This is a genomic window from Frigoribacterium sp. NBH87 (genome assembly GCF_014217665.1).
GTDB lineage: Bacteria > Actinomycetota > Actinomycetes > Actinomycetales > Microbacteriaceae > Frigoribacterium > Frigoribacterium endophyticum.
This window is the reverse complement of the sequence record NZ_CP043650.1, coordinates 1,879,613-1,900,614: the sequence shown is the minus strand read 5'-3', so window position 1 is coordinate 1,900,614 and position 21,002 is coordinate 1,879,613. Positions and strand designations below refer to the sequence as shown.

The following is a 21,002-nucleotide window of genomic DNA, read 5'->3' as shown; positions in this document are numbered from 1 at the left end:
CCGCGCGGGTGACGGAGGGTGCAGGAGGCGGTCGTCGCGACCGCCGGGGAGGCGACCGTGGCGCCGGTGCGCGCCACGGTGGCTCCCGTGCGCCCGAGTCGTTCGGCCGGTCGTTCACGACGCTCGGCGAGCTCGCCGTGGAGGGCGCGTCGGTCTCGGTGGCCGTGCGCGACCTCGACGGCGGCGACGACCTGCTGAGCGTCGACGAGACGGTCGCCCTGCCGGTCGCCCAGGTCGGCGCCCTGCTGCTGCTCGTCGAGGTCAGCGCGCAGATCGAGTCGGGCCGTCTCGGCGCCCTCGACGAGCTCGAGCGCCTGGCCGGCCCCGGCGACCGAGCCGCGCTCGGCGGCGGAGGGGTCTGGTCGTACCTGCAGCGTCGGGCCCTCGCCGTGACCGACGCGGCGGCGCTGGTCGGCGCGCTGCGCGACCCCGCGGCCGTGAACGCGCTCGTGGGGAGGGTCGGCCTCGACGCCGTGCGAGCCCGCGCCGACGGCCTCGGCCTGGTGCGCACGGCCCTGCTCGACGAGGTGCGCGCCGAGCGCGGCCCGGACGACGCCCCGGCCCTCGCCGTCGGCACGGCGGTCGAGCTCGTCGGGCTGATGACCCGCCTGACGCACGGCGAGGTCGTCGACGAGGCGGTCTCGAGCCGCGTGCTCGGCTGGCTGTCGCTCGGCGTCGACCTCTCGCTCGTGGCCGGGTCGTTCGGCCTCGACCCGGTGTCGCACCGCCGGTTCGACCACGGCCTGCAGCTCGTCAACACGGTGGGGGTCTCACCGGGGACGCGCTCCGAGCTCGGCGTGCTGCGCGGCCCGGCCCACGGGGTGGCGTACGCCGTGACCGTGGCGTTCGACGACCTCACGCTGGCCCGCCGCCTCCGCGTGGTGGACGCGCTGCGCTCACTCGGCACCGACCTGCTGGAGCACGTGCACTGAGCCGGGGCGCCTGCGCCCGACCGGCCAGGGGTCAGTCGATGAGCCCGAGCCCGGCGACGACGCGCAGCGTCTCGACGCCGGCGGGCGGGCAGCGGTCGGCGTCGGCCGTCGTGACCCAGTGCAGCGAGCCCACCTCCGCCGAGGGAGTCGCGGGCGGGCTGCTCGACAGCGGCTCGGCCGCGTAGAGGGTCATGTGCACGATGCGCCCGTCGGGCTCGCCGTGCGCCTGGGTGCTGACCGTCGTCAGCTCGCGGACGCTCGCGGGGTCGAGCTCGAGGCCGACCTCCTCGCGGGTCTCGCGGGCGAGGGCGTCCTCGCCGGTCTCGCCCGCCTCCCGCTTGCCGCCGGGCAGGTACAGCACGTCGCGCCCCCGGGCGGTGACCATGAGGAGGCGGCGATCACGGACCAGCACCAGCGCGCTGACGACGAGGGGCTCCATGGTGCCCATCCTCCCGCGTCGAGCGGTCACGGTCGGCTGCTGGTCGGCGGGGGAGCGGCACGGCGTGGCCACTCGACCCTCGGGCGGCCGGTTCAGCCGGCGGAGGCGCGGGGCACGTCGTCGACGGACCGCAGCGGGCGCGGCGCGGCGGCCGCCCGCGTGTCGGTGAGGCCGAAGAGGGCCTCGAGGCCGTCGCGGAAGTCCTCGCCGCGGCCCTCTCGGGCGAGCTCGCGGGCTCGCACCGACGGGGTGTGCAGCAGCACGCCGGCCAGGTGGCGCAGGGCGGCCTCGGTGCGGTCGGAGGAGTCGCCGCGCGACCGGGCACGCTCGATCTCGGAGTCGAGCAGGTCGAAGACGTGCTTGCGCAGCGCCACGACGGCCGGGGTCAGCGACTGCTCGGCGGCGACGGCCTGGAACTCGGCGGCGGCGTCGGAGACCATGGCTCGGGCGTCGTCGGCGGCGGTGAGCTGCGTCAACGGGGCGTGCAGGCTGATCGTCTCGAGGTCGAGCAGCTCGACCCCCGGCACCGTGGCGACCAACGGGTCGACGTTGCGCGGCAGGCCGAGGTCGATGACGAGGCGACGCGAGGCGTCGACGACCTCGGGCACGACGACCGGGGTCGTCGTGGTCGTGCAGGTGACGAGCACGTCGCTCCAGGCGATGGCCTCGGCCAGGTCGTCGAAGGGGCGGAGGTCGTGCTTCAGCCCGAACCAGGAGGCGCGGCCCGACGACGAGAACACGGCGAGGTCGCCGGCGCCGCGGTCGCGGAGGGCGGTGACCGTGGTGGCGGCGTACTGGCCGGTGCCCACGATGAGCACGCGGGCGTGGGCCCAGTCCGTGACGCGGGAGGAGGCCAGCTCGAGGGCGAGGCGCACGAGCGACCGACCCGCGCCTCCGACGTTCGTGCGGTTCTTGACGCCGCGCGACGTGTGCGAGGCCTTCTGGAAGAGACGCTCGAGGTCGGACGACGTCGTGCCGACCTCGCGGGCGCGCTCGAGGGCGCGGCGCACCTGGCCGGAGATCTCGTCCTCACCGATGACGACGGACTCGAGGCCGCTCGAGACGGCGAAGAGGTGCTCGACAACCTCGTCGCCCGTGATGACGCGCACGGTGTCGCGCATCTCGTCGGGGTCGACGCCGCTGGCCTCGCTCATCGTGCTGATGGTGGCCTCGACGGCCACGGCGCTGGCGGCGGTGAGGGGCTCGTCGACGTCGAGGTAGGCCTCGAAGCGGTTGCAGGTCGCGAGCACGACGGCCCCGCTGACGAAGTCGCTGCCGTCGACCAGGGTGCTCGCCGCCGAGGGTGCGCCGATGCTCAGCTTCTCGAGGAAGTCGAAACTGGCGTTCTGGTGGGACGCCGTGAGGCAGATGAGCACTGAGCGATCCTAACTCTGATCGGCTGTTTCGGCTGGGCGTTGACTCGACGTCGAGAAGATGCTCGGGTTCGGGGGCCATGATCGTTGCCGAATGCAACACAGTGCACCACGAGGAGGACCATGACCACCACCACCAGCACCCAGTGGCAGCTCGCCGCCCGCCCGGTCGGGGAGCCCACCGCCGACGACGTCCGCCGCGTCGAGGTCGAGCTGCCCGAGCTCGCCGACGGCGAGGTCCGCGTGCAGAACGCCTTCCTCTCGGTCGACCCGTACATGCGCGGCCGCATGAACGACGTGAAGTCGTACGTGCCGCCCTTCGCGCTCGACGAGACCATGACCGGCGGCGCCGTCGGCGAGGTCGTCGAGTCGCGCAGCGACGACCTGCCGGTCGGCACCGTGGTGCTGCACGACCTGGGCTGGCGCGACGTCGCCCAGGGCCCGGCCGCGGGCTTCCGCGCCGTGCAGCCGACCGAGGGCGTCTCGCTCTCGGCGTACCTCGGCGTGCTCGGCCTCACCGGCCTGACCGCCTACGTCGGCCTCACCGAGATCGCCCACATCCGCGAGGGCGACGTCGTCTTCGTCTCCGGCGCGGCCGGCGCCGTCGGCACGATGGTCGGCCAGATCGCCCGCCTCAAGGGCGCCTCGCGCGTCGTCGGCAGCGCGGGCAGCGACGAGAAGGTGGCGCTCCTCACCTCGAAGTACGGCTTCGACGCGGCCTTCAACTACAAGACGGGCGACGTCGCCGAGCTGCTGGCCGAGGCCGCGCCCGAGGGCATCGACGTCTACTTCGACAACGTGGGAGGCGACCACCTGTCGGCCGCGCTGGGCGCCTTCAAGGACGGCGGCCGGGCAGCGCTCTGCGGCTCGATCGCGAACTACAACGCGACCGGCGCCCCCGTCGGCATCACCAACATGACCAACATGGTCACGCGCGGCCTCACGATGCAGGGCTTCACGCTCGGCAACTACCGCCACGTCGCACCCGCCTTCCAGGCCGAGATGGGCCCGTGGCTGGCCGACGGGGAGGTCGTCCACGACGAGACCGTCGTCGACGGCATCGACTCGGCGTTCGACGCGTTCACCGGCCTGATGCGCGGCGAGAACGTCGGCAAGATGGTGGTCCGCGTCGGCTGACCCGCGCCTCCGGCCGTCGAGGTGACGCGATCCGGGGCCTCGGCGCTCGCCGGGGCCCTGGTCGGGTCGCCTCGTCGGCGCCGCGGGCGCCGCGCGGCGCGGCGGCGCCTCGACGTCGAGCGGCCCCCGCCGGCCGCCCAGCGCCCGGGTGCGAGGATGGAGCACGTGACCCTGCCCGACCAGCACCCCCTCAGCTCCGGCCTCACGAGCGGCTCGCCGCTGGTGCGCGCCCTCCGCGGCGACCGCCCCGACCGCCTCCCCGTCTGGTTCATGCGCCAGGCCGGCCGGTCGCTGCCCGAGTACCGCGAGCTGCGCGTCGGCACGAAGATGCTCGACGCCTGCCTCGACCCCGCGCTGTCGAGCGAGATCACGCTCCAGCCCGTCCGCCGCCACGGCGTCGACGCCGGCATCTTCTTCAGCGACATCGTCGTGCCGATCAAGCTCGCGGGCGTCGCGGTCGACATCGTCCCCGGCCGCGGCCCGGTGCTCGAGTCGCCGATCCGCACCCCCGCCGACGTCGCGGCCCTCCGCCCCCTCGAGCCCGACGCCCTGTCGTCGATCGCCGAGGGCGTCGCCCGCACCGTCGCCGAGCTGGGCGACACCCCCCTGATCGGTTTCGCCGGCGCCCCGTTCACGCTCGCGGCCTACCTCGTCGAGGGCGGCCCGTCGAAGGACCACATCCGGGCCCGCACCCTCATGCACAGCGACCCGGAGACGTGGGAGGCGCTGCTCACCTGGGCTGCGGACGTCACGGGGGCCTTCCTGCGCGCCCAGGTGCTCGCCGGCGCCAGCGCCGCCCAGCTCTTCGACTCATGGGTCGGCAGTCTCTCGCTCGCCGACTACGAGCAGCGCGTGGCCCCGTTCTCGGCCCGGGCGCTCTCGCACGTCGCCGACCTCGACGTGCCGACGATCCACTTCGGCGTCGGCAGCGGCGAGGTGCTCAGCGCGATGCACGGCATCGGCGTGGGCGCCGTCGGCGTCGACTGGCGGATCCCGCTCGACGAGGCGTCGCGGCGCCTCGGCGGCGACGTGCCCGTGCAGGGCAACATCGACCCCGCGATGCTCCAGGCGCCCTGGCCGGTGCTCGAGGCGCACGTCCGCGACGTCGTCCGCCGCGGCCGCGCCGCCCCCGCCCACGTGCTCAACCTCGGCCACGGGGTGAACCCCGACACCGACCCCGACGTGCTGACGCGCATCGTCGAGCTGGCCCACACCCTCTGAGGAGGCGCGAGACCGTGACCGACGCGACCAGCGCACCCGGGGCCGAGGGCTCCGGGGCCGCGACCCGCGCCTCCTCGGAGGCGCCGGCCGCGGGCGACGTCGTCGTGGTCGGCGGGGGAGTGGCCGGGCTGGTCGCCGCCCGTGACCTCGCGCTCGCGGGCCGGCGGGTCGTGCTCGTCGAGGGCGCCCCCCGCCTCGGCGGCGAGGTCGCGCGCCACACCGTCGCGGGCATCGACCTCGACGCCGGCGCGGAGAGCTTCGCGACCAAGGGCGGCACGGTCGCGGCGTTCCTCGACGAGCTCGGCCTCGGCGACGACGTCGTGCTGCCCGACCCCCGCGGCGCGTGGGTGCAGCACGGCGCGGGCGAGGCGTTCCCGCTGCCGCGCACCGGCCTGCTCGGCGTGCCGGGCGACCTCGGTGCAGCCGACGTCGTGGCCGTCATCGGCGAGGAGGCCGCGGCCGAGGCCGCCCGGCTCGACTCCGCCCCCGGCGAGGTCGGGGCCGACGAGGTGATGGTCGGGCCCTTCGTGCGCGCCCGGATGGGCAGCGCGGTGCTCGACCGGCTCGTCGCGCCGATCGTCGGCGGCGTCCACTCCGTCCACCCCGACGCGCTGCCGGTCGACCGGGTCGCGCCGACCCTGCGGCGCGCGCTGCGCGACGAGGGCTCGCTGGCCGCCGCCGTCCGCAGCGTCCGTGCCCTCGCGCCGGCGGGCTCGGCCGTGGCCGGCCTCCGCGGCGGCATGGCCCGCCTCGTCGACGCCCTCGTCGCCGACCTCGACCGCCTCGGCGTCGACGTCCGCGTCGACGCCCCCGTCGCCGCGGTCGACTCCCGCTCGGTGACCCTGGCCACGCGCGAGCGCCTCGACGCTCCCCACGTGCTGCTCGCCGTCGGCGACGGCGCCGCCCGGGCGCTCGCCGGCCGCCGCGCCCCCGAGCCCGGCCTGATCACCCTCGCCACGATCGTGCTCCGCGACGACCGGCTCGACGTCGGGCCGCGGGGCACCGGCGTGCTCGTCGCGCCGGGCGCCGTCGGGGTCCGCGCGAAGGCGCTCACCCACGGCACCGTCAAGTGGCCCTGGCTCGCCGAGGCCGCGGCGGGTCGTCACGTCCTCCGGCTCAGCTACGACTCGCCCGTGGTCGACGCGGGCACCCCCGACGACGAGCTGCGCCGCACCGCGCTGGCCGACGCGTCGGCCCTGCTCGGCGTCGACCTCGACGAGCGCTCGGTCGAGGGCACCGCCCGGGTCGTCTGGGACGCTCCCCTCCCCCAGGAGGCGCCCCCCGCCTCCCCCTCGCCCCTCGACGGCGTCGTGCGCGTCGGCGGTGCCGTGGCCGGCCGGGGGCTCGCCGCCGTGATCGCCCGGTCGCGTCGCGCCGCCGCGGAGCTGCTCGAGGGCTGACGACCCGGAGCGCGGCCCGCCGCTCCCTCCACCGCGGGCGCGCTGTCCCCGCCCGGCGGGTCGGCATGCCCGTCCGGGCATCTCGGTGCGGCCCCGGGCTACATTGGACCCACGCGCCGGGCACTCGTCCGCGCGCGGACGACATCGAATGGAGCGACATGCGAGGCAAACTGATCTTCGTCGCCGGAGCAGCACTCGGGTTCGTGCTGGGCGCGCGCGCCGGGCACGACCGCTACGACCAGATCGCCGACAAGACGTCGAAGGTGTGGCACAGCCGCGCCGTGCAGCGCCAGGTCGTCAAGGCGGAGGACTTCGCGGGCGCGAAGGCCGCCGACGCCGTCGACGCGGTCGTCGAGGGGGTCAAGTTCCTCGTCACGCGCGCCTTCGGCGGCGGGAAGAAGAAGAAGTGACCGACTCCACCCGGAGCGCCGGGGTGCGGCACGGGGGGAAGGCGTCCAAGCGGTCGTTCTTCGCCCTCGTGCAGGACGTCCCGACGCTGGTCACCGACCTCGTCAAGGGCGAGCTCGCCCTGCTCAAGTACGAGGTCATCGGCACCCTCAAGGCCTTCGGCATCGGCGCCGGCTTCCTCGTCGGCGCCCTCGTGTTCGTGTTCGCCATGCTCGGCGTGCTCCTGACCGGCATCGTGCTGCTCATCGCCATCTGGCTGCCGGGCTGGCTCTCGGCGCTCATCGTCGCGTTCGTGCTGCTGCTCGTCGCCGCGCTGCTGGCCTTCCTCGGCTACAAGAGCATCAAGAAGGGCCTGCCCGCGGTGCCCGAGAAGACGATCGCGAGCCTCAAGCGCGACCTCAAGGCGATCAAGGGCGTGGGCTCGATCCCGCGCGCCGACCTCACCGACCGCTGACCCGGCCGGGCCCCCGCCCGGACCGACAGCGCCGCACCGGCACCAGCACCGGTGCGGCACCCCGCACCGAGCAGCACCAGCACCAGCACCAGCACCAGCACCGCATCCCCGCACCGCCCGCACCGAACGGAGTCCTCGTGAGCGACAGCAAGAACGACAGCAGCAAGGCCGACCGCACCGACGCGGACGACATCCAGGCCCGCGTCGACCGCACCCGCGCCGAGCTCGCCGCCACGCTCAACGAGCTGGAGGACAAGCTCAACGTGCCGAAGCAGCTCGGGGCCGCCGGCCACCGCGCCAAGGCGTCGTTCGAGCGCGACCGCACCCCCTGGCTCGCCGGGGCCGGCGCCGCCGCCCTGGCCCTCGCGGGCGTCGTCGTCGCCGCGGTGAAGCGCCGCTGAGCCCCTCCGCCCTCCCCGCCGGCAGCGCCGGTCGCGACGCCCTCCGCCCCCGGGCCGGGGGCGTCGCCGCAGATGCCTCGACGTGCTGCTACCTGGTTGGGTTCCCAGCCGTGGCGGGAGGAGAATGATGAGCATGAGTCCCAGCGCCGACGCGCCAGTCCCCGAGCTGCCGACGTCTGATTCCCCCGCCGCCCTCACGGGTGAGCCGACCCACCCCCGCACCGCCGACTCCGGCCCGGCCCCGTCGCCCGAGGGCACCCCCGGCGACCAGCCCGCCGAGACCCTCGGCTACACGCTCTGGGCCGTGCTGCGTCGCGACCCGCAGAACCCCTACGCCCCCGACCTCGACGACGTCCCGCAGCTCGACGAGCTCGTGGCCGAGCTCGCCGGCGAGGGCGTCGTCGTCCGCGGCTTCTACGACGTGAGCGCGCTCCGCGCCGACGCCGACCTGATGATCTGGCTGCACGGCGAGGTCCCCGAGGCGATCCAGTCGGCGTACCGCCGCCTCCTCCGCACCGACGTGCTCGGCGGCCTGCTGCCGACCTGGAACGCCATGGGCATGCACCGCCAGGCTGAGTTCTCGCGCAGCCACAGCCCCGCCTTCATGCGGGGCGCGGAGCCCGAGGCCTGGCTCACCGTCTACCCGTTCGTGCGCAGCTACGAGTGGTACCTGCTGCCGGAGGAGGAGCGTCGCCAGATGCTCGCCGACCACGGCAAGCAGGGCGCCGCCCACCGCGCCGTCCTCACCAACACCGTGGCGAGCTTCTCGCTCGGCGACTACGAGTGGATCCTCGCGCTCGAGGCTCCCGAGCTCGTGCAGCTCGTCGACCTCATGCGCGACCTCCGCTACACGGAGGCCCGCCGCCACGTCCGCGAAGAGGTGCCGTTCTACACGGGCCGCCGCCTCACCACCACCGAGATCATCGAGGTCCTGTCGTGACTGACACCACCGGCATCACCAACGGCCAGCTCGTGCGCGCCGCCACCCCCGCGGCCGCCCAGGGCCCCGAGCACGTGAGCGAGCCCACCGAGTACGACGCCATCCTGCTGGCCGGCTTCGGCGGGCCCGAGGGCCAGGACGACGTCATCCCCTTCCTCCGCAACGTCACGCGCGGCCGGGGCATCCCCGAGGAGCGCCTCGAGGAGGTCGCGACCCACTACCGCCACTTCGGCGGCGTGAGCCCGATCAACCAGCACAACCGCGAGCTGAAGGTCGCGCTGGAGGGCGAGCTGGCCCGCCGTGGCGTCGACCTGCCCGTGATCTGGGGCAACCGCAACTGGGACCCCTACATGGCCGACGCCGTGCGCGAGGCCGACGAGCGCGGCTTCACGAAGCTGATCGCCGTCGCCACCAGCGCCTACTCGTCGTACAGCTCGTGCCGCCAGTACCGCGAGGACTTCGCGATGGCGCTCGAGGCGACCGGCCTCGAGGGCAAGGTCATGATCGACAAGGTGCGCCAGTTCTTCGACCACCCCGGCTTCGTCCAGCCCTTCATCGACGGCGTCCGCGAGGGCCTCGAGAAGGCCCGGGCCGAGAACGAGGGCCTCGACCTCGCGACCGAGGTGCAGGTGCTGTTCGCCACCCACTCCATCCCGTCGACCGACGCGGCGAAGAGCGGCCCCCAGGCGCGCGGCTTCGACGAGGAGGGCGCCTACGCCGCCCAGCACAAGGCCGTCGCGGAGGTCGTCATGGCCGCCGCCGAGGCGGGCCTTGGCCTCGAGGCCCCCGCCGAGGGAGGGACGACCGTGCCCTGGCAGCTCGTCTACCAGTCGCGCAGCGGCCCGCCCTCGATGCCGTGGCTGGAGCCCGACATCAACGACGCCATCGACGACCTCGCCGGCGGCCCGACGCGGGCCGTCGTCATCGTGCCCCTCGGCTTCGTGAGCGACCACATGGAGGTCATGTGGGACCTCGACGAGGAGGCGCTGGAGACGAGCGAGAAGAACGGCTTCTGGGCCACGCGCACGCCCACCCCCGGCATCGACCCGAACTACGTCACCGGCCTCGTCGACCTCGTGCTCGAGCGCGTCGAGGGCGTCCCGGCGGAGGACCGCCCGCACCTCACCGACATCGGCCCCTGGTACGACGTCTGCCGGCCGGGCTGCTGCGAGAACGTGCGCCTCGGCTTCAAGCCCGCCGTCTCGGGATTGGTGCCGTAGCGACGTGACCACCCTCCGAGTAGGAACGCGGGCCAGCGCCCTCGCCGTCGCGCAGTCGACGACGATCGCCGAGCGGCTCGCGGAGGCCACCGGCCACGACGTCGAGCTCGTGCGCGTCCACACCGAGGGCGACCGCACCCAGGCGACCGGCGAGTCGCTGTCGCTCGGCGGCACGGGCGTCTTCGCCAGCGCCCTGCGCGCGGCGCTGCTCGCCGACGAGTGCGACGTGCTGGTGCACTCCCTCAAGGACCTGCCCACCGCCTCCCACCCGGGCCTCGTGATCGGGGCGATCCCGGGCCGCGCCGACGCCCGCGACGCGCTCTGCGCCCGCGACGGCCTGACCCTCGAGACCCTGCCGCAGGGCGCCCGGGTCGGCACCGGCTCGCCCCGCCGGGTCGCACAGCTGCTGTCGGCACGGCCCGACCTCGAGGTCGTGCCCATCCGCGGCAACGTCGACACGCGCCTCCGCCGGGTGACCGACGACCTCGACGCCGTCGTGCTCTCCGCGGCCGGCCTCGGCCGTCTCGGCCGCCTCGACCAGGTCACCGACTTCCTCGGCCTCGGCCCGTGGCCGAGCGCCCCCGGCCAGGGCGCGCTCGCCGTCGAGGTGCGCGAGGGCGACCCCGACCCGGACCTCGCCCGTGCGCTCCGGGCCGTCGACCACCGCGAGACGCGTCTCGTCGTCACCGCCGAGCGCCAGGTGCTCGCCGCGCTCGAGGCCGGCTGCTCGGCGCCGATCGGCGCCACCGCGGTCGTCGACGCCGGCCTGCTCCTGCTCAGCGCCACGGTCTACCGGCCCGACGGCGGCGCCCACGTCAGCGCCTCGCACGCCGTCTCGCTGGAGGGCGGCTCGCTCGCCGACCAGCTCGTCGACGTGCACGAGGTCGCTGGCCGAGTCGTCACCGAGCTGCTCGAGCTCGGCGCCGCCGACCTCGCCCCGCTCGGCGAGGGCCCCGGCGGCGGCGACCCGGTCGGGAGCGCCTCGTGACCGCCGGCAAGCCGCTGAAGGGCGCCCGCGTGCTCGTGCCCCGCGGGGGCAAGTGGGGCGACGGCGTCTCGGCGTCGCTGCGCTCGTTCGGCGCCTCGCCCGTCATCGCGCCGCTGATCAACTTCGCCCCGGCCGAGACGCCCGAGCTGCTCGCGGCGGCCCTCGCCCGGCTGCAGGCCGGCGTCTACGAGTGGCTCGTCGTCACGAGCGCCACCACCGTCGACGTGCTGGTCGGCCACGGCATCCGCCCGCCGGCCGAGACGCGCATCGCCGCCGTCGGCGAGACGACGGCCGCTGCCCTGACCCTGTCGGGGTACCGCGTCGACTTCGTGCCCGAGGGCGACAACAGCGCCCGCGGCCTCGTCAAGGAGTGGCCGGGCTCCGACGTCACGGGCCGCGTGCTCGTGCCGCAGTCCGACATCGCCGAGCCGACGCTCGTCGCCGGCCTCTCGGCCCGCGGCTTCGACGCGGAGTTCGTCGCGGCCTACCGCACCGTGGGCGTGCCGGTCAGCGACGAGGTCGCCGCCGACGTCGCCTCCGGCTCGATCTCGGTGGTGCTCGTCACCTCCGGCAGCGTCGCCCGGCAGATCGCGGCCCAGCTCGCGCCCCTGCCCGAGTCGACGCTCGTCGCGTGCATCGGCCCCCGCACCGCCTTCGACGCCCGTGCCGCGGGGCTGCCCGTGCACCTGATCGCCGAGACCCGCTCCGCCGCCTCGCTCGTCGAGGCCGTCGTCGACCACGCGAGCGCGCTCGCGGCCGACGCCCCGCCCGAGGCCCCGCGCCTCGACGAGGCGCTCTGAGGCGCGGGGCGCGCACGACGTGCCCCGCGCCTCCCGCCCCTCCGTCCGTCCGCGCCACGAGCGCGGCACCGGCCCCCGCACCTGATCACCCGAGAAGGACCATGTCGCAGTTCCCCCGAGTCCGCCCCCGTCGCCTCCGCGCGACCCCCGCCATGCGCCGCCTGGTCGCCGAGACCCGGCTGCACCCCGCCGACCTCGTGCTGCCGATGTTCGTGCGCGAGGGCATCGACGAGCCCCAGCCGATCAGCTCGATGCCGGGCGTCGTGCACCACAGCCTCGCGAGCCTCCCGCGTGCCGTCGAGGAGGCCGCCGAGGCCGGCGTCGGCGGCGTCATGCTCTTCGGCGTGCCGCTCGAGAAGGACGCCGTCGGCTCGGGCGCCACCGACCCGCAGGGCATCCTCAACGTCGCGACCCGCGTCGCCGCCGACGCGGCCGGCGGCGCCCTCGTCGTGCAGACCGACCTCTGCCTCGACGAGTTCACCGACCACGGCCACTGCGGCGTCCTCGCCGACGACGGCTCGGTCGACAACGACGCCACGCTCGCGCGCTACGACGAGATGGCGGTCGTGCAGGCCGACGCCGGCAGCGAGCTGATCGGCATGAGCGGCATGATGGACGGCCAGATCGGCTCGGCCCGCGAGGCCCTCGACGACGCCGGCCACGGCGGCACCGCGCTGCTCGCCTACGCCGCCAAGTACGCCTCGGCGTTCTACGGCCCGTTCCGCGAGGCCGTGCAGTCGACCCTCGTCGGCGACCGCCGCACCTACCAGCAGGACGCGGCGAACGGCCGCGAGGGCATCCGCGAGGTCGAGCTCGACCTCGCCGAGGGGGCCGACATCGTGATGGTCAAGCCCGCGATGAGCTACCTCGACGTGCTCGCCGAGACCGCGGCGATGAGCCCCGTGCCGGTCTGGGCGTACCAGATCAGCGGCGAGTACGCGATGATCCAGGCCGCCGCCGCGAACGGCTGGATCGACGCGGACGCCGCCTCGTACGAGAGCGTCCTGTCGATCAAGCGCGCGGGAGCCGACACGATCCTGACGTACTGGGCGACCGACCTGGCCACGCGCCTCCGGAAGGGGCACCTCTGATGAGCGACCACAGCAACGACCACTACTTCACCCGCGCCAAGCAGTCCATCCCGGGCGGGGTCAACTCGCCGGTGCGCGCCTACGGCAGCGTGGGAGGCACGCCCCGCTTCCTGGTCGGAGCCCGCGGCCCCCACGTGATCGACGCCGAGGGGCGCGAGTACGTCGACCTCGTCGCCTCGTGGGGCCCGGCCATCCTCGGGCACGCCCACCCCGAGGTCGTCCGGGCCGTGCAGGAGGCGGCGGCGCGCGGCCTGTCGTTCGGGGCGTCGACCCCGGGCGAGACCGAGCTGGCCGAGCTCGTGCGCGAGCGCGTGACCGTCGGCGACGCGCACCCGATCGGCAAGATCCGCATGGTGTCGACCGGCACCGAGGCGACCATGACGGCGATCCGCCTGGCCCGCGGCTACACCGGGCGCGACCTGCTCGTGAAGTTCGCCGGGCACTACCACGGGCACTCCGACTCGCTGCTGGCCGAGGCCGGCTCGGGCGTCGCGACCCTGTCGCTGCCGGGCTCGGCGGGCATCACCGCCGAGACGGCCGCCCAGACCCTCGTCGTGCCGTACAACGACCTCGACGCCGTGCGCGCCGTGTTCGACGAGCACGGGCCGCGCATCGCGGCCGTCATCGTCGAGGCGGCCTCGGCGAACATGGGCGTGCTGCCCCCGGTGCGCGGCTTCAACCGCGGCCTGTCGGAGATCACGAAGCGCCACGGCGCGCTGCTGATCGTCGACGAGGTGCTCACGGGGTTCCGGGTCGGGCCCGCCGGCTGGTGGGGCCTCGAGGCCGCCCAGGTCGTGCCCGACGGCGCGGGCTGGGAGCCCGACCTCGTCACCTTCGGCAAGGTCATCGGCGGCGGCCTGCCGCTCGCCGCGCTCGGCGGCCGCGCCGAGGTGATGGACTTCCTCGCCCCGCTGGGGCCGGTCTACCAGGCGGGCACGCTGAGCGGGAACCCCGTCGCCGTGGCCGCCGGCATCGCGACGCTGCGGCTCGCGACCCCCGAGGTCTACGCGAAGCTCGACTCGCTCGCGGACCAGCTGTCGGCCGAGGTCTCGTCGGCCCTGTCGGCGGAGGGCGTGGCGCACACGGTGCAGCGCGCCGGGTCGCTCTTCTCGTTCGCCTTCACCGACACGACGCCGGTCGACTACGACGACATGCGCGCGCAGGACACCTGGCGCTACCCGCCGTTCTTCCACGCGATGCTCGACGCCGGGGTCTCGCTGCCGCCGTCGGTCTACGAGGCGTGGTTCGTGACGGCCGCGCACGACGAGGCGGCCGTGTCGCGCATCGTCGACGCGCTGCCCGCCGCCGCGCGGGCGGCCGCCGCCGCGACCGCGTAGCGCGCGGCGCGAGCGGCGCGCGCGGCGCCCGCCGCACGTCGAGGTGACTCGATCGGGGCCCCGACCACGGTCGAGGGCCCCGATCGGGTCACCTCGGCGTCGTCCGCGGCCGGGAGCGCGCCCGCCAGCGCCCGTCGACGCGGTCGATCGCCAGCGGGTGGTCGAAGGCCGCCGAGACGAGCTCCGACGTGAGCACCTCGTCGGCCGGGCCCGACGCCGCCACCCGGCCGTCGCGCAGCAGCAGCGCGTGGGTGGTGCTCGCCGGCAGGTCCTCGAGGTGGTGGGTCACGGTGACCGACGCGACCTCCGGGTGCGCGAGCCGCAGGGCGTCGACGGTGTCGAGCAGGTGCTCGCGCGCGGCGACGTCGAGGCCCGTGGCCGGTTCGTCGAGGAGGAGCAGGGCGGGCTCGACGAGCAGCGCGCGGGCGATCAGGGCCCGGCCGCGTTCACCCTGCGAGAGGACGCTCCAGAGCCCCTCGCGCCGCGACTCCAGCCCGACGGAGGCGGTGAGCAGGTCGGCGCGCGCCTCCTGCTCCGGGGTGGGCCGCCACCGCGCCACGGGGTCGGTGCTGCCCGTCAGCCCGGTGAGCACGACCTCGCGCACGGTCGCGTCGCCGAGCACGCGGTGCCGGGGGTCGACGTGGCCCACGTGCTGCCGGAGCTCGCGGAGGTCGACGCGGCCGAGCCGGTGGCCGAGCACGTCGACGGTGCCGCTCGTGGGGTGCCCGAGGGCCCCGGCGAGCGTGAGCAGTGTCGTCTTGCCGGCGCCGTTCGGGCCGATCAGCGCCCAGTGCTCGCCCGCGCGCACGTGCAGCGAGACGTCGTCGAGCAGGTCGCGGCCCTGTCGGGTGACGCGCACGTGCTCGACGGCGAGGACGAGCGGGGCCCCGCCGACCGGCTCGGGGGGTGCGTCGGCGAGGCCTTCGGTCACGCCTGCGCGGCGTAGAAGCCGGTCTCCCGGACGGCCGCGAAGAACGGGGCCAGGGCGGCCGACTGCCGCTGCAGCAGGTCGGCGACCCCCTCGGCGTCGCGCCGGGCGACGCCCTCGGCCACGGAGGTCGTCGTCGAGGCACCGAGCTGCCAGGGGTATGCCGAGTTCTCGGCGAGGCGGCGGAACATCACCGTGGTGAGGCGTGAGACGGGCTCGGCGCAGGCGAGCAGCGTCGGGCTCCCGGCCGCGCGCATGAGCACGTCGAAGAGCGCGAACATGGCGTCGATCGACTCGGGCGTCTCGACGACGCCGTCGCTCAGGCGCAGCTCGGCGAGGCGCGTGATCTCGGCGACGTCGGCGTCGCTCATCGTCGCCACGCCCCGGGTCGCCGCGAGCGACCAGAGGCCGAGGATGGTGGTCGAGCAGTCCTCGAAGAGCTCTGCCGTCGGCGTCACCACGCGGGTGTACCGGTTGGCCTCGATCTCGACCAGGCCGAGCTCCTCGAGCTTCGCGATCGCCTCGCGCACGGGGGTGCGGCTGACGCCGAGCCACGTGACGAGCTGGTCGTCGTTGAGTCGCTCGCCGAACTCGAGCGTGCCGTCGCCGATCGCGGTGACGAGGCGGTCGAAGACGACGTCGCGCAGCAGGCGTCGGGGCGTGGGGACGGCGTCGGGCACGGGGATGGGCACGGTGTCTCGCTCCTGCAGGGTGCTGGTGGTGCGGGGGTGCTGGTGGTGCGGGGGAGGCGCGGGTCGGCGCCGGTCGGCGCCGGTCGGGCGGCCCTGCTCGTCGCAGGGCCGCCCGGGAGGTCACGCAGCGTAGATGCCGCTGCCGGAGACCTCGTCGAAGTACGCGCCGAACGAGGCCGGCTGCTCGCGGACGAGGCGGGCCGCGGCCTCGCCGTCGCCGTCCGCGACCGCGTCGCGCAGGCCGCGGGTCAGCTCGACGGCCTGCTCCCACGGGTACATCCCGTCGGTCGCGGGGCGACGGAGGACGAGCAGGAGGCGCGGCCCGGTGGCCGCCCAGAGGCGACGGAGCGACGAGCTGCCGGAGGCGTCGAGCAGGAGCTCGTTCATGCGGACGAGATCGGCGACGTCTTCGGGCTTGCGCTTCGAGAACGCGGTGAGGCGGCGGTCGAGGATCGCCGTCACCTCCTTGCGCTGCTCCTTGGTGAGGGCGGGCACGCCGCGCTCGACGACGAGGGCCCAGACCTGGTAGCCGGTCTCGACGGTGTCGGTGAACTCGGCGAAGGTCGGCGCGACGATGCGCGTGTACCGGTTCGCCTCGATGTCGACGAGGGCCTGGTCGGCGAGCTTGGCGATGGCCTCGCGGACGGGGGTGCGCGAGACGCCGAGCCAGGCGACCAGCTGGTCGTCGTTGAGGCGCTCGCCGAACTCGAGGGTGCCGTCGATGATCGCGTCGAACATCTTGTCGTAGACGACGTCGCGCAGCAGGCGGCGGGGGGCGGGCGGCTGGTCGGTCAGGGTGGGGATCGGCATCCGGGTGCTCCTGTTCGGGGGCGGGAGTGGGGGTGCGACGGGCTCACGGCCCAGGGCGGGGCCCTGGTCACCGGTCGAGGCGCATGTCGCACCACCATGTACGAGGACGTATCGGGTATCCGGTACTTCACACGACCTTAGTACGGTCGGGGCCGCCGTGGCGAGCCCACGCCGTGACTTCGTGACGAGCGCTCAGCGGCGCACGTCGACGACGGTCCGGCCGCGCACCGACCCGGCCACGATCCGGGGCCCGAGCTCCACGACCTCCGAGAGGCCCACCTCCGTCGTCATCGAGTCGAGCAGGTCGAGGTCGAGGTCGGTCGCGAGCCTCGCCCACGCCTCGCGGCGCAGCTCGACCGGGGCGTCGACCGAGTTGACGCCGGCGAGCGACACCGCGCGGAGGATGAACGGCAGCACCGAGGTCGGCAGGTCGGCGCCCTGCGCGAGCCCGCAGGCGGTCACGGTGCCGCCCCACCGCGTCTGGGCGAGCACAGAGGCGAGCGTCGTGCTGCCCACCGAGTCGATCCCTCCGGCCCAGCGGGCACGCTGCACGGGCCGGCCGGCCTCGGCGAGCTCGGAGCGGTCGACGACCGTCGTGGCGCCGAGGCCGCGCAGGTACCCGCCCAGCTCGTCGACGCGACCCGAGGAGGCGGTGACCGAGTACCCGAGACGGCTCAGCAGCGCGATCGCCACCGAGCCCACGCCTCCCGCGGCCCCGGTCACGACGACCTCGCCGTCGCCGGGGCGGACGTCGCGCTCGAGCCGCAGCACGCTGAGCATCGCGGTGAAGCCCGCGGTGCCGATCGCGGCGGCCTGGCGGGCGGAGACGCCCTCGGGCACGAGGACGAGCGAGCCGGCGTCGACCACGGCCCGCTCGGCGAAGCCGCCGTGCCGGCTCTCGCCGACGCCCGCGCCGTTCAGCACGACCAGGTCGCCCGGCGACACGGCGGGGGAGGCGCTGGTCGCGACGGTGCCCACGAGGTCGATGCCCGGCACGAGCGGCAGGGTGCGGGCCACGCCGGGGTCGCCCGCCAGGGCCATGCCGTCCTTGTAGTTCAGGCTCGACCAGGCCACGTCGACGAGGACGTCGCCCGTGCCCAGGAACTCCTGCTCGATCTCCCGCACGGAGGCGGGGCGGTCACTCTCGACGACGACGGCGCGCATGGCGACACGCTACGCGCGCGGGCTGGGGCGCGGCCCTCCCCGCCCGGCGACGGGGCGCCTCCTCGGCGGTCGCTCAGCCGAAGAGGATGGCGGCCTCGTCGTAGCGGTGCTGCGGGACCGTCTTGAGGCTGTCGAGGGCCTCCTCGAACGAGACGTGCACGATGTCGGTGCCGCGCAGCGCCACCATGCGGCCCCAGCGGCCCTCGACCACGCTGTCGCTCGCGGCCATGCCGAGGCGGGTCGCCAGCACGCGGTCGTAGGAGGTGGGGGTGCCGCCGCGCTGGATGTGGCCGAGCGTCGTCGCCCGCGTCTCGATCCCGGTGCGCTCCTCGATCACCGGCGCGAGGCGCTCGCCGATGCCGCCGAGGCGCGGGCGCCCGAAGGCGTCGAGGCCCCGTTCGGAGTGCGCGTCGCTCTCGTGGTCGGGCACGAAGCCCTCGGCGACCACGACGAGCGGCGCCCGGCCGCGGTCGTAGGCGGCCTTCACCCACGCGACGATCTGGTCCATGCTCGTCGCCTGCTCGGGGATGAGGATGGCGTGCGCGCCGGCGGCCATGCCCGAGTGCAGCGCGATCCAGCCGACGTGGCGGCCCATCACCTCGGCCACCATGCAGCGGCTGTGCGAGTCGCCCGTGGTGCGCAGGCGGTCCATGGCGTCGGTGGCGACCTGCACGGCCGTGTCGAAGCCGAACGTGTAGTCGGTGGCGCCGAGGTCGTTGTCGACGGTCTTCGGCACGCCGACGATCTTCAGGCCCTCGTCGGTGAGGCGCTTCGCCGCCGCGAGGGTGCCCTCGCCGCCGATCGCCATGATGGCGTCGATGCCGAAGCGGTCCATCACCTCGCTGATGCGCGCGACGCCGCCGTCGCCCTCGAACGGGTTGGTGCGGCTCGTGCCCAGGATGGTGCCGCCCTGCTTGGCGATGCCCTGGATCTCCTTCCGCGTGAGCGGCATGACGTCGCCGTCGACGACGCCCCGCCAGCCGTCGCGGAAGCCGACGAACTCCTGCCCGTGGATCGTCGTGCCCTTGAGCACGGCCCCGCGGATGACCGCGTTCAGGCCGGGGCAGTCGCCGCCGCTGGTGAGGATACCGATTCGCATCGCGCTGCTCCGTCGCATGTCGGGCCCGTCGGGCCGGCCGAGATCGGTCCCATCATGGCGCACCCGCGGCTGGACGGCAGCCCCGACGGCCGGGGTCGCCGTCGGCCGCGGTTGCTAGCCTCGTGCGCATGACCGACCAGCCCGCCCCGCGGCCCCCGTCGCCCTGGGCCCGCTTCGCCCGCCCGGCGCCCGGCGAGCAGCGGCCGCGCGCCGAGGTGCAGCCCCCGCCCGCGCGGCAGGGGGCGCCCGGGCAGGGCGGGGCCGACCAGGCCTGGGCCGGTCAGCCGTTCCCGCAGGTCGGGGGTCAGTCGCCGCAGCCGTTCCCGCAGCACCCGCAGCCGTTCCCCGCGCCCGCGGCCGCGACGGCGGCGGCGCAGTGGGCCCCGCAGGCCGCGCCCCCGCAGGCCGCCGCGCCGCAGGCCTCGTCGGCGCAGGACGCCCTGACCTGGCCGGCCCCCGCCGCCCCCGGGGTCGGCTCGTACTTCGCCGTCGGCGACGACGAGTGGCCCCCGCCGCCGCGGCCGCGCGACGGCGCCGACGAGGGTCGCGGCCTCGCCGTCGCCTCGGTCGTCTTCGGGGTCTTCGCGGCCCCGCTCGGCCTCGTCTTCGGCCTCGTGGCCGCCCGGCGGGCCGCGGCGGCGGGGGCGTCGGCCGCCCTGGCCCGCGTCGGCCTCGTCGTCTCGAGCGTCATGATCGTCGTCGGCCTCGTCGCGGGCGTCTCCGCCCTCGACTACGCCGCCCGGCTGTCGTCGACGTGCGCCCAGCTCGGGCCGGGCGAGTACGTCGACGACCAGGGCCGCGGCGTCACCTGCGACTGACCGGGCCGGCGCTGTCGGCCCTCACCGCGCCTCCTACAGGGCGACGGTGCCCGTGTCGGCGATGTTCTGCGGGTGCCCGCCGGTCACGGCGGCCTTCGCGTACTTGAGGAAGGTCACGGCCTTCGGCTCGTTGCTGACCCAGTACTCCGCCGTCTCGACGTCGACCTCGATGAGGGCGACGGTCGGGTCGTCCTTGCCCTGGTCGAACCAGGCCTCGGTGCCCGCGCTCCAGAACTCGTCGATCAGGGCGCGGTCCTTGACGATCGAGGCCTCGCCGGCGAGCGAGAGCCAGCCCTTGCCCGTCTCGACGGCGACGTTGACGTGGGGGTGCGCCTTGATGTCGTCGACCTTGGGCGAGGGGTCGGGCGTGAAGAAGTACACCTTGCCGTCGAACTCGCGGTCGACGACGGCGAGCGGGCGGCTGACGAGGCGCTGGCGCGCGCTCTGGGTGGTGAGGATCCCGATGCGGGCGGCGTCGAGCACCTCGGCGACGCGGCGGATGTCGTTGGTCTCGGTCATGGCGCCGAAGGTACCCGGGGAGGCGCACCGCCCCTCCCAGGGACCGCCGCGTCGTACCCCGGAGCGGCTCCGATCCGGTCGGCTCGGTCCTCCCCCTCGCGCTGGAGGGCATACATGCCCTACCGTGGAACTCCAGTTCTGTACATCGAGGAGGTCCCCGTGCCGGTCCCCACCACGACGACCATGCGCATCCCCCGCCGCCTGCACCGAGACGAGGTGTACGACCGGCTGCTCGAGGCCATCCTCGACGGCACGTTCGAGCCGGCGGAGCGCATCCGCGACCACGACCTCTCGGCCTGGCTCTGCGTCTCGCGCACCCCGATCCGCATGGCGCTCGCGCGGCTGGGCGACCTGGGGCTGGTCGAGACGACCTCGACCCGGGTCACGCGCGTCGCGCCGGCCCGCCCCGAGCTGCTGACCGACCTCGTGCGCACCACCTGGGGCCTCTGGGCCCTCGCCGACGCCGACGTCGCCGCGGCCGAGCCCGCGGGCCGGGCCGGCCTCGTGCGAGCCCTGGAGGCGGGGGAGGCGCGGTGCGGGGAGGTGCGCGCCGGCGCCCCCGAGGCGGCGGCCGCGGTCACGACCACCCTGTGCGAGGTGGGCGCCGCGCTCGCCGCGTTCTCGGCGAACCGGTCGCTCGGCGCGGTGCTCGAGCACCTCGGCCTCCTGCTGCACCACCACGCCTCGGGGGTCGGGGGCGAGGCCGACGCGGGCCTGCTCGTGCAGGGCCTCGCGGCCGCCCGTCACGCCGCCGCGGCGGGGGAGCCCGGCGCCTGGGGCGCGGCCCTGGTGCGGCTCGACGACCGCGTGGTCGCGGGCGTCGCGGCCTGA

At 75.2% G+C, this 21,002-nt stretch carries 23 protein-coding genes; 15 read left to right on the top strand and 8 right to left on the bottom strand.

Going from position 1 to position 21,002, the window contains the following annotated elements; all coding sequences use genetic code 11:
- The first annotated feature begins 8 nt into the window (after positions 1 to 8).
- The gene (locus F1C15_RS08840; RefSeq protein WP_185230668.1) at positions 9 to 932 is read left to right on the top strand and encodes a serine hydrolase; all 924 of its coding nucleotides are present in this window, start codon (positions 9 to 11) and stop codon (positions 930 to 932) included.
- A 31-nt stretch (positions 933 to 963) separates the two neighbouring features.
- Here F1C15_RS08840 and F1C15_RS08835 read toward each other — a convergent pair whose 3' ends face one another.
- Positions 964 to 1,371 (bottom strand): NUDIX domain-containing protein, encoded by a 408-nt coding sequence (locus F1C15_RS08835; RefSeq protein ID WP_255465118.1) that lies wholly within the window; start codon positions 1,369 to 1,371, stop codon positions 964 to 966.
- 92 nt (positions 1,372 to 1,463) lie between these two features.
- Positions 1,464 to 2,747, bottom strand: coding sequence for a glutamyl-tRNA reductase (locus F1C15_RS08830; RefSeq protein ID WP_185230667.1), 1,284 nt, complete (start codon positions 2,745 to 2,747; stop codon positions 1,464 to 1,466).
- A gap of 120 nt (positions 2,748 to 2,867) precedes the next feature.
- On the opposite strand from F1C15_RS08830, the gene F1C15_RS08825 reads away from it, so the two are divergent.
- The 12 genes from F1C15_RS08825 to hemL all read left to right on the top strand — a co-directional run bounded on the left by F1C15_RS08825 (position 2,868) and on the right by hemL (position 14,141).
- Positions 2,868 to 3,881: an NADP-dependent oxidoreductase gene (locus tag F1C15_RS08825; RefSeq protein WP_185230666.1), complete on the top strand. Its 1,014-nt coding sequence runs from the start codon at positions 2,868 to 2,870 to the stop codon at positions 3,879 to 3,881.
- A 156-nt stretch (positions 3,882 to 4,037) separates the two neighbouring features.
- The gene (gene hemE, locus F1C15_RS08820; RefSeq protein WP_185230665.1) at positions 4,038 to 5,102 is read left to right on the top strand and encodes a uroporphyrinogen decarboxylase; all 1,065 of its coding nucleotides are present in this window, start codon (positions 4,038 to 4,040) and stop codon (positions 5,100 to 5,102) included.
- A 14-nt stretch (positions 5,103 to 5,116) separates the two neighbouring features.
- Entirely contained in the window at positions 5,117 to 6,502 is a 1,386-nt protein-coding gene (locus tag F1C15_RS08815; RefSeq protein ID WP_305038465.1) for an NAD(P)/FAD-dependent oxidoreductase, read from the top strand.
- A 158-nt stretch (positions 6,503 to 6,660) separates the two neighbouring features.
- Positions 6,661 to 6,912: a hypothetical protein gene (locus F1C15_RS08810; RefSeq protein ID WP_056058020.1), complete on the top strand. Its 252-nt coding sequence runs from the start codon at positions 6,661 to 6,663 to the stop codon at positions 6,910 to 6,912.
- Positions 6,909 to 7,364 carry a phage holin family protein gene (locus F1C15_RS08805; protein ID WP_255465117.1) on the top strand — a complete coding sequence of 152 codons (456 nt, stop codon included), beginning with the start codon at positions 6,909 to 6,911 and terminating at the stop codon, positions 7,362 to 7,364. Before F1C15_RS08810 ends, F1C15_RS08805 begins: the two co-directional genes overlap by 4 nt.
- A 137-nt stretch (positions 7,365 to 7,501) precedes the next feature.
- Complete coding sequence (locus tag F1C15_RS08800) at positions 7,502 to 7,765, top strand: DUF3618 domain-containing protein (protein WP_056058017.1); 264 nt, start codon at positions 7,502 to 7,504, stop codon at positions 7,763 to 7,765.
- A gap of 133 nt (positions 7,766 to 7,898) precedes the next feature.
- A complete protein-coding gene (hemQ, locus tag F1C15_RS08795) occupies positions 7,899 to 8,705 on the top strand; it encodes a hydrogen peroxide-dependent heme synthase (RefSeq protein ID WP_370543586.1) in 807 nt (268 codons plus the stop codon).
- Positions 8,702 to 9,925, top strand: a complete 1,224-nt coding sequence (locus F1C15_RS08790) for a ferrochelatase (protein WP_255465115.1) — start codon at positions 8,702 to 8,704, stop codon at positions 9,923 to 9,925. Before hemQ ends, F1C15_RS08790 begins: the two co-directional genes overlap by 4 nt.
- Before the next feature lie 4 nt (positions 9,926 to 9,929).
- On the top strand, positions 9,930 to 10,913 hold the full coding sequence (gene hemC / locus F1C15_RS08785) for a hydroxymethylbilane synthase (RefSeq protein ID WP_185230664.1): 984 nt from the start codon (positions 9,930 to 9,932) through the stop codon (positions 10,911 to 10,913).
- Positions 10,910 to 11,713 (top strand): uroporphyrinogen-III synthase, encoded by an 804-nt coding sequence (locus F1C15_RS08780; protein WP_056058011.1) that lies wholly within the window; start codon positions 10,910 to 10,912, stop codon positions 11,711 to 11,713. The genes hemC and F1C15_RS08780 overlap by 4 nt, the downstream gene beginning before the upstream one ends.
- 101 nt (positions 11,714 to 11,814) lie before the next feature.
- Positions 11,815 to 12,804, top strand: coding sequence for a porphobilinogen synthase (gene hemB, locus F1C15_RS08775; RefSeq protein WP_185230663.1), 990 nt, complete (start codon positions 11,815 to 11,817; stop codon positions 12,802 to 12,804).
- Positions 12,804 to 14,141 carry a glutamate-1-semialdehyde 2,1-aminomutase gene (hemL, locus tag F1C15_RS08770; RefSeq protein ID WP_185230661.1) on the top strand — a complete coding sequence of 446 codons (1,338 nt, stop codon included), beginning with the start codon at positions 12,804 to 12,806 and terminating at the stop codon, positions 14,139 to 14,141. The genes hemB and hemL overlap by 1 nt, the downstream gene beginning before the upstream one ends.
- 88 nt (positions 14,142 to 14,229) lie before the next feature.
- Here hemL and F1C15_RS08765 read toward each other — a convergent pair whose 3' ends face one another.
- The 5 genes from F1C15_RS08765 to F1C15_RS08745 form a co-directional block, all read right to left on the bottom strand.
- Positions 14,230 to 15,072: an ABC transporter ATP-binding protein gene (locus F1C15_RS08765; RefSeq protein ID WP_185230659.1), complete on the bottom strand. Its 843-nt coding sequence runs from the start codon at positions 15,070 to 15,072 to the stop codon at positions 14,230 to 14,232.
- The gene (locus F1C15_RS08760) at positions 15,069 to 15,761 is read right to left on the bottom strand and encodes a GntR family transcriptional regulator (protein WP_056057997.1); all 693 of its coding nucleotides are present in this window, start codon (positions 15,759 to 15,761) and stop codon (positions 15,069 to 15,071) included. Before F1C15_RS08760 ends, F1C15_RS08765 begins: the two co-directional genes overlap by 4 nt.
- Before the next feature lie 120 nt (positions 15,762 to 15,881).
- Positions 15,882 to 16,571: a GntR family transcriptional regulator gene (locus F1C15_RS08755; RefSeq protein WP_056057993.1), complete on the bottom strand. Its 690-nt coding sequence runs from the start codon at positions 16,569 to 16,571 to the stop codon at positions 15,882 to 15,884.
- A gap of 192 nt (positions 16,572 to 16,763) precedes the next feature.
- The gene (locus F1C15_RS08750; RefSeq protein ID WP_185230657.1) at positions 16,764 to 17,735 is read right to left on the bottom strand and encodes an MDR family oxidoreductase; all 972 of its coding nucleotides are present in this window, start codon (positions 17,733 to 17,735) and stop codon (positions 16,764 to 16,766) included.
- A 73-nt stretch (positions 17,736 to 17,808) separates the two neighbouring features.
- A complete protein-coding gene (locus tag F1C15_RS08745; RefSeq protein ID WP_056057987.1) occupies positions 17,809 to 18,834 on the bottom strand; it encodes a 6-phosphofructokinase in 1,026 nt (341 codons plus the stop codon).
- 128 nt (positions 18,835 to 18,962) lie between these two features.
- On the opposite strand from F1C15_RS08745, the gene F1C15_RS08740 reads away from it, so the two are divergent.
- Entirely contained in the window at positions 18,963 to 19,652 is a 690-nt protein-coding gene (locus F1C15_RS08740; RefSeq protein ID WP_185230655.1) for a hypothetical protein, read from the top strand.
- Between the two features lie 33 nt (positions 19,653 to 19,685).
- Here F1C15_RS08740 and F1C15_RS08735 read toward each other — a convergent pair whose 3' ends face one another.
- A complete protein-coding gene (locus F1C15_RS08735) occupies positions 19,686 to 20,171 on the bottom strand; it encodes a pyridoxamine 5'-phosphate oxidase family protein (protein ID WP_056057979.1) in 486 nt (161 codons plus the stop codon).
- A 159-nt stretch (positions 20,172 to 20,330) separates the two neighbouring features.
- On the opposite strand from F1C15_RS08735, the gene F1C15_RS08730 reads away from it, so the two are divergent.
- The gene (locus F1C15_RS08730; RefSeq protein ID WP_185230653.1) at positions 20,331 to 21,002 is read left to right on the top strand and encodes a GntR family transcriptional regulator; all 672 of its coding nucleotides are present in this window, start codon (positions 20,331 to 20,333) and stop codon (positions 21,000 to 21,002) included.

Coding starts and splice junctions, on each gene's coding strand:
- F1C15_RS08835 (WP_255465118.1), bottom strand. CDS start 1,371: ATGGAGCCCCTCGTCGTCAGCGCGCTGGTGCTGGTCCGTGATCGCCGC.
- F1C15_RS08825 (WP_185230666.1), top strand. CDS start 2,868: ATGACCACCACCACCAGCACCCAGTGGCAGCTCGCCGCCCGCCCGGTC.
- hemE (WP_185230665.1), top strand. CDS start 4,038: ATGGAGCACGTGACCCTGCCCGACCAGCACCCCCTCAGCTCCGGCCTC.
- F1C15_RS08810 (WP_056058020.1), top strand. CDS start 6,661: ATGCGAGGCAAACTGATCTTCGTCGCCGGAGCAGCACTCGGGTTCGTG.
- hemQ (WP_370543586.1), top strand. CDS start 7,899: ATGAGTCCCAGCGCCGACGCGCCAGTCCCCGAGCTGCCGACGTCTGAT.
- hemB (WP_185230663.1), top strand. CDS start 11,815: ATGTCGCAGTTCCCCCGAGTCCGCCCCCGTCGCCTCCGCGCGACCCCC.
- hemL (WP_185230661.1), top strand. CDS start 12,804: ATGAGCGACCACAGCAACGACCACTACTTCACCCGCGCCAAGCAGTCC.
- F1C15_RS08755 (WP_056057993.1), bottom strand. CDS start 16,571: ATGCCGATCCCCACCCTGACCGACCAGCCGCCCGCCCCCCGCCGCCTG.
- F1C15_RS08750 (WP_185230657.1), bottom strand. CDS start 17,735: ATGCGCGCCGTCGTCGTCGAGAGTGACCGCCCCGCCTCCGTGCGGGAG.
- F1C15_RS08745 (WP_056057987.1), bottom strand. CDS start 18,834: ATGCGAATCGGTATCCTCACCAGCGGCGGCGACTGCCCCGGCCTGAAC.
- F1C15_RS08740 (WP_185230655.1), top strand. CDS start 18,963: ATGACCGACCAGCCCGCCCCGCGGCCCCCGTCGCCCTGGGCCCGCTTC.
- F1C15_RS08735 (WP_056057979.1), bottom strand. CDS start 20,171: ATGACCGAGACCAACGACATCCGCCGCGTCGCCGAGGTGCTCGACGCC.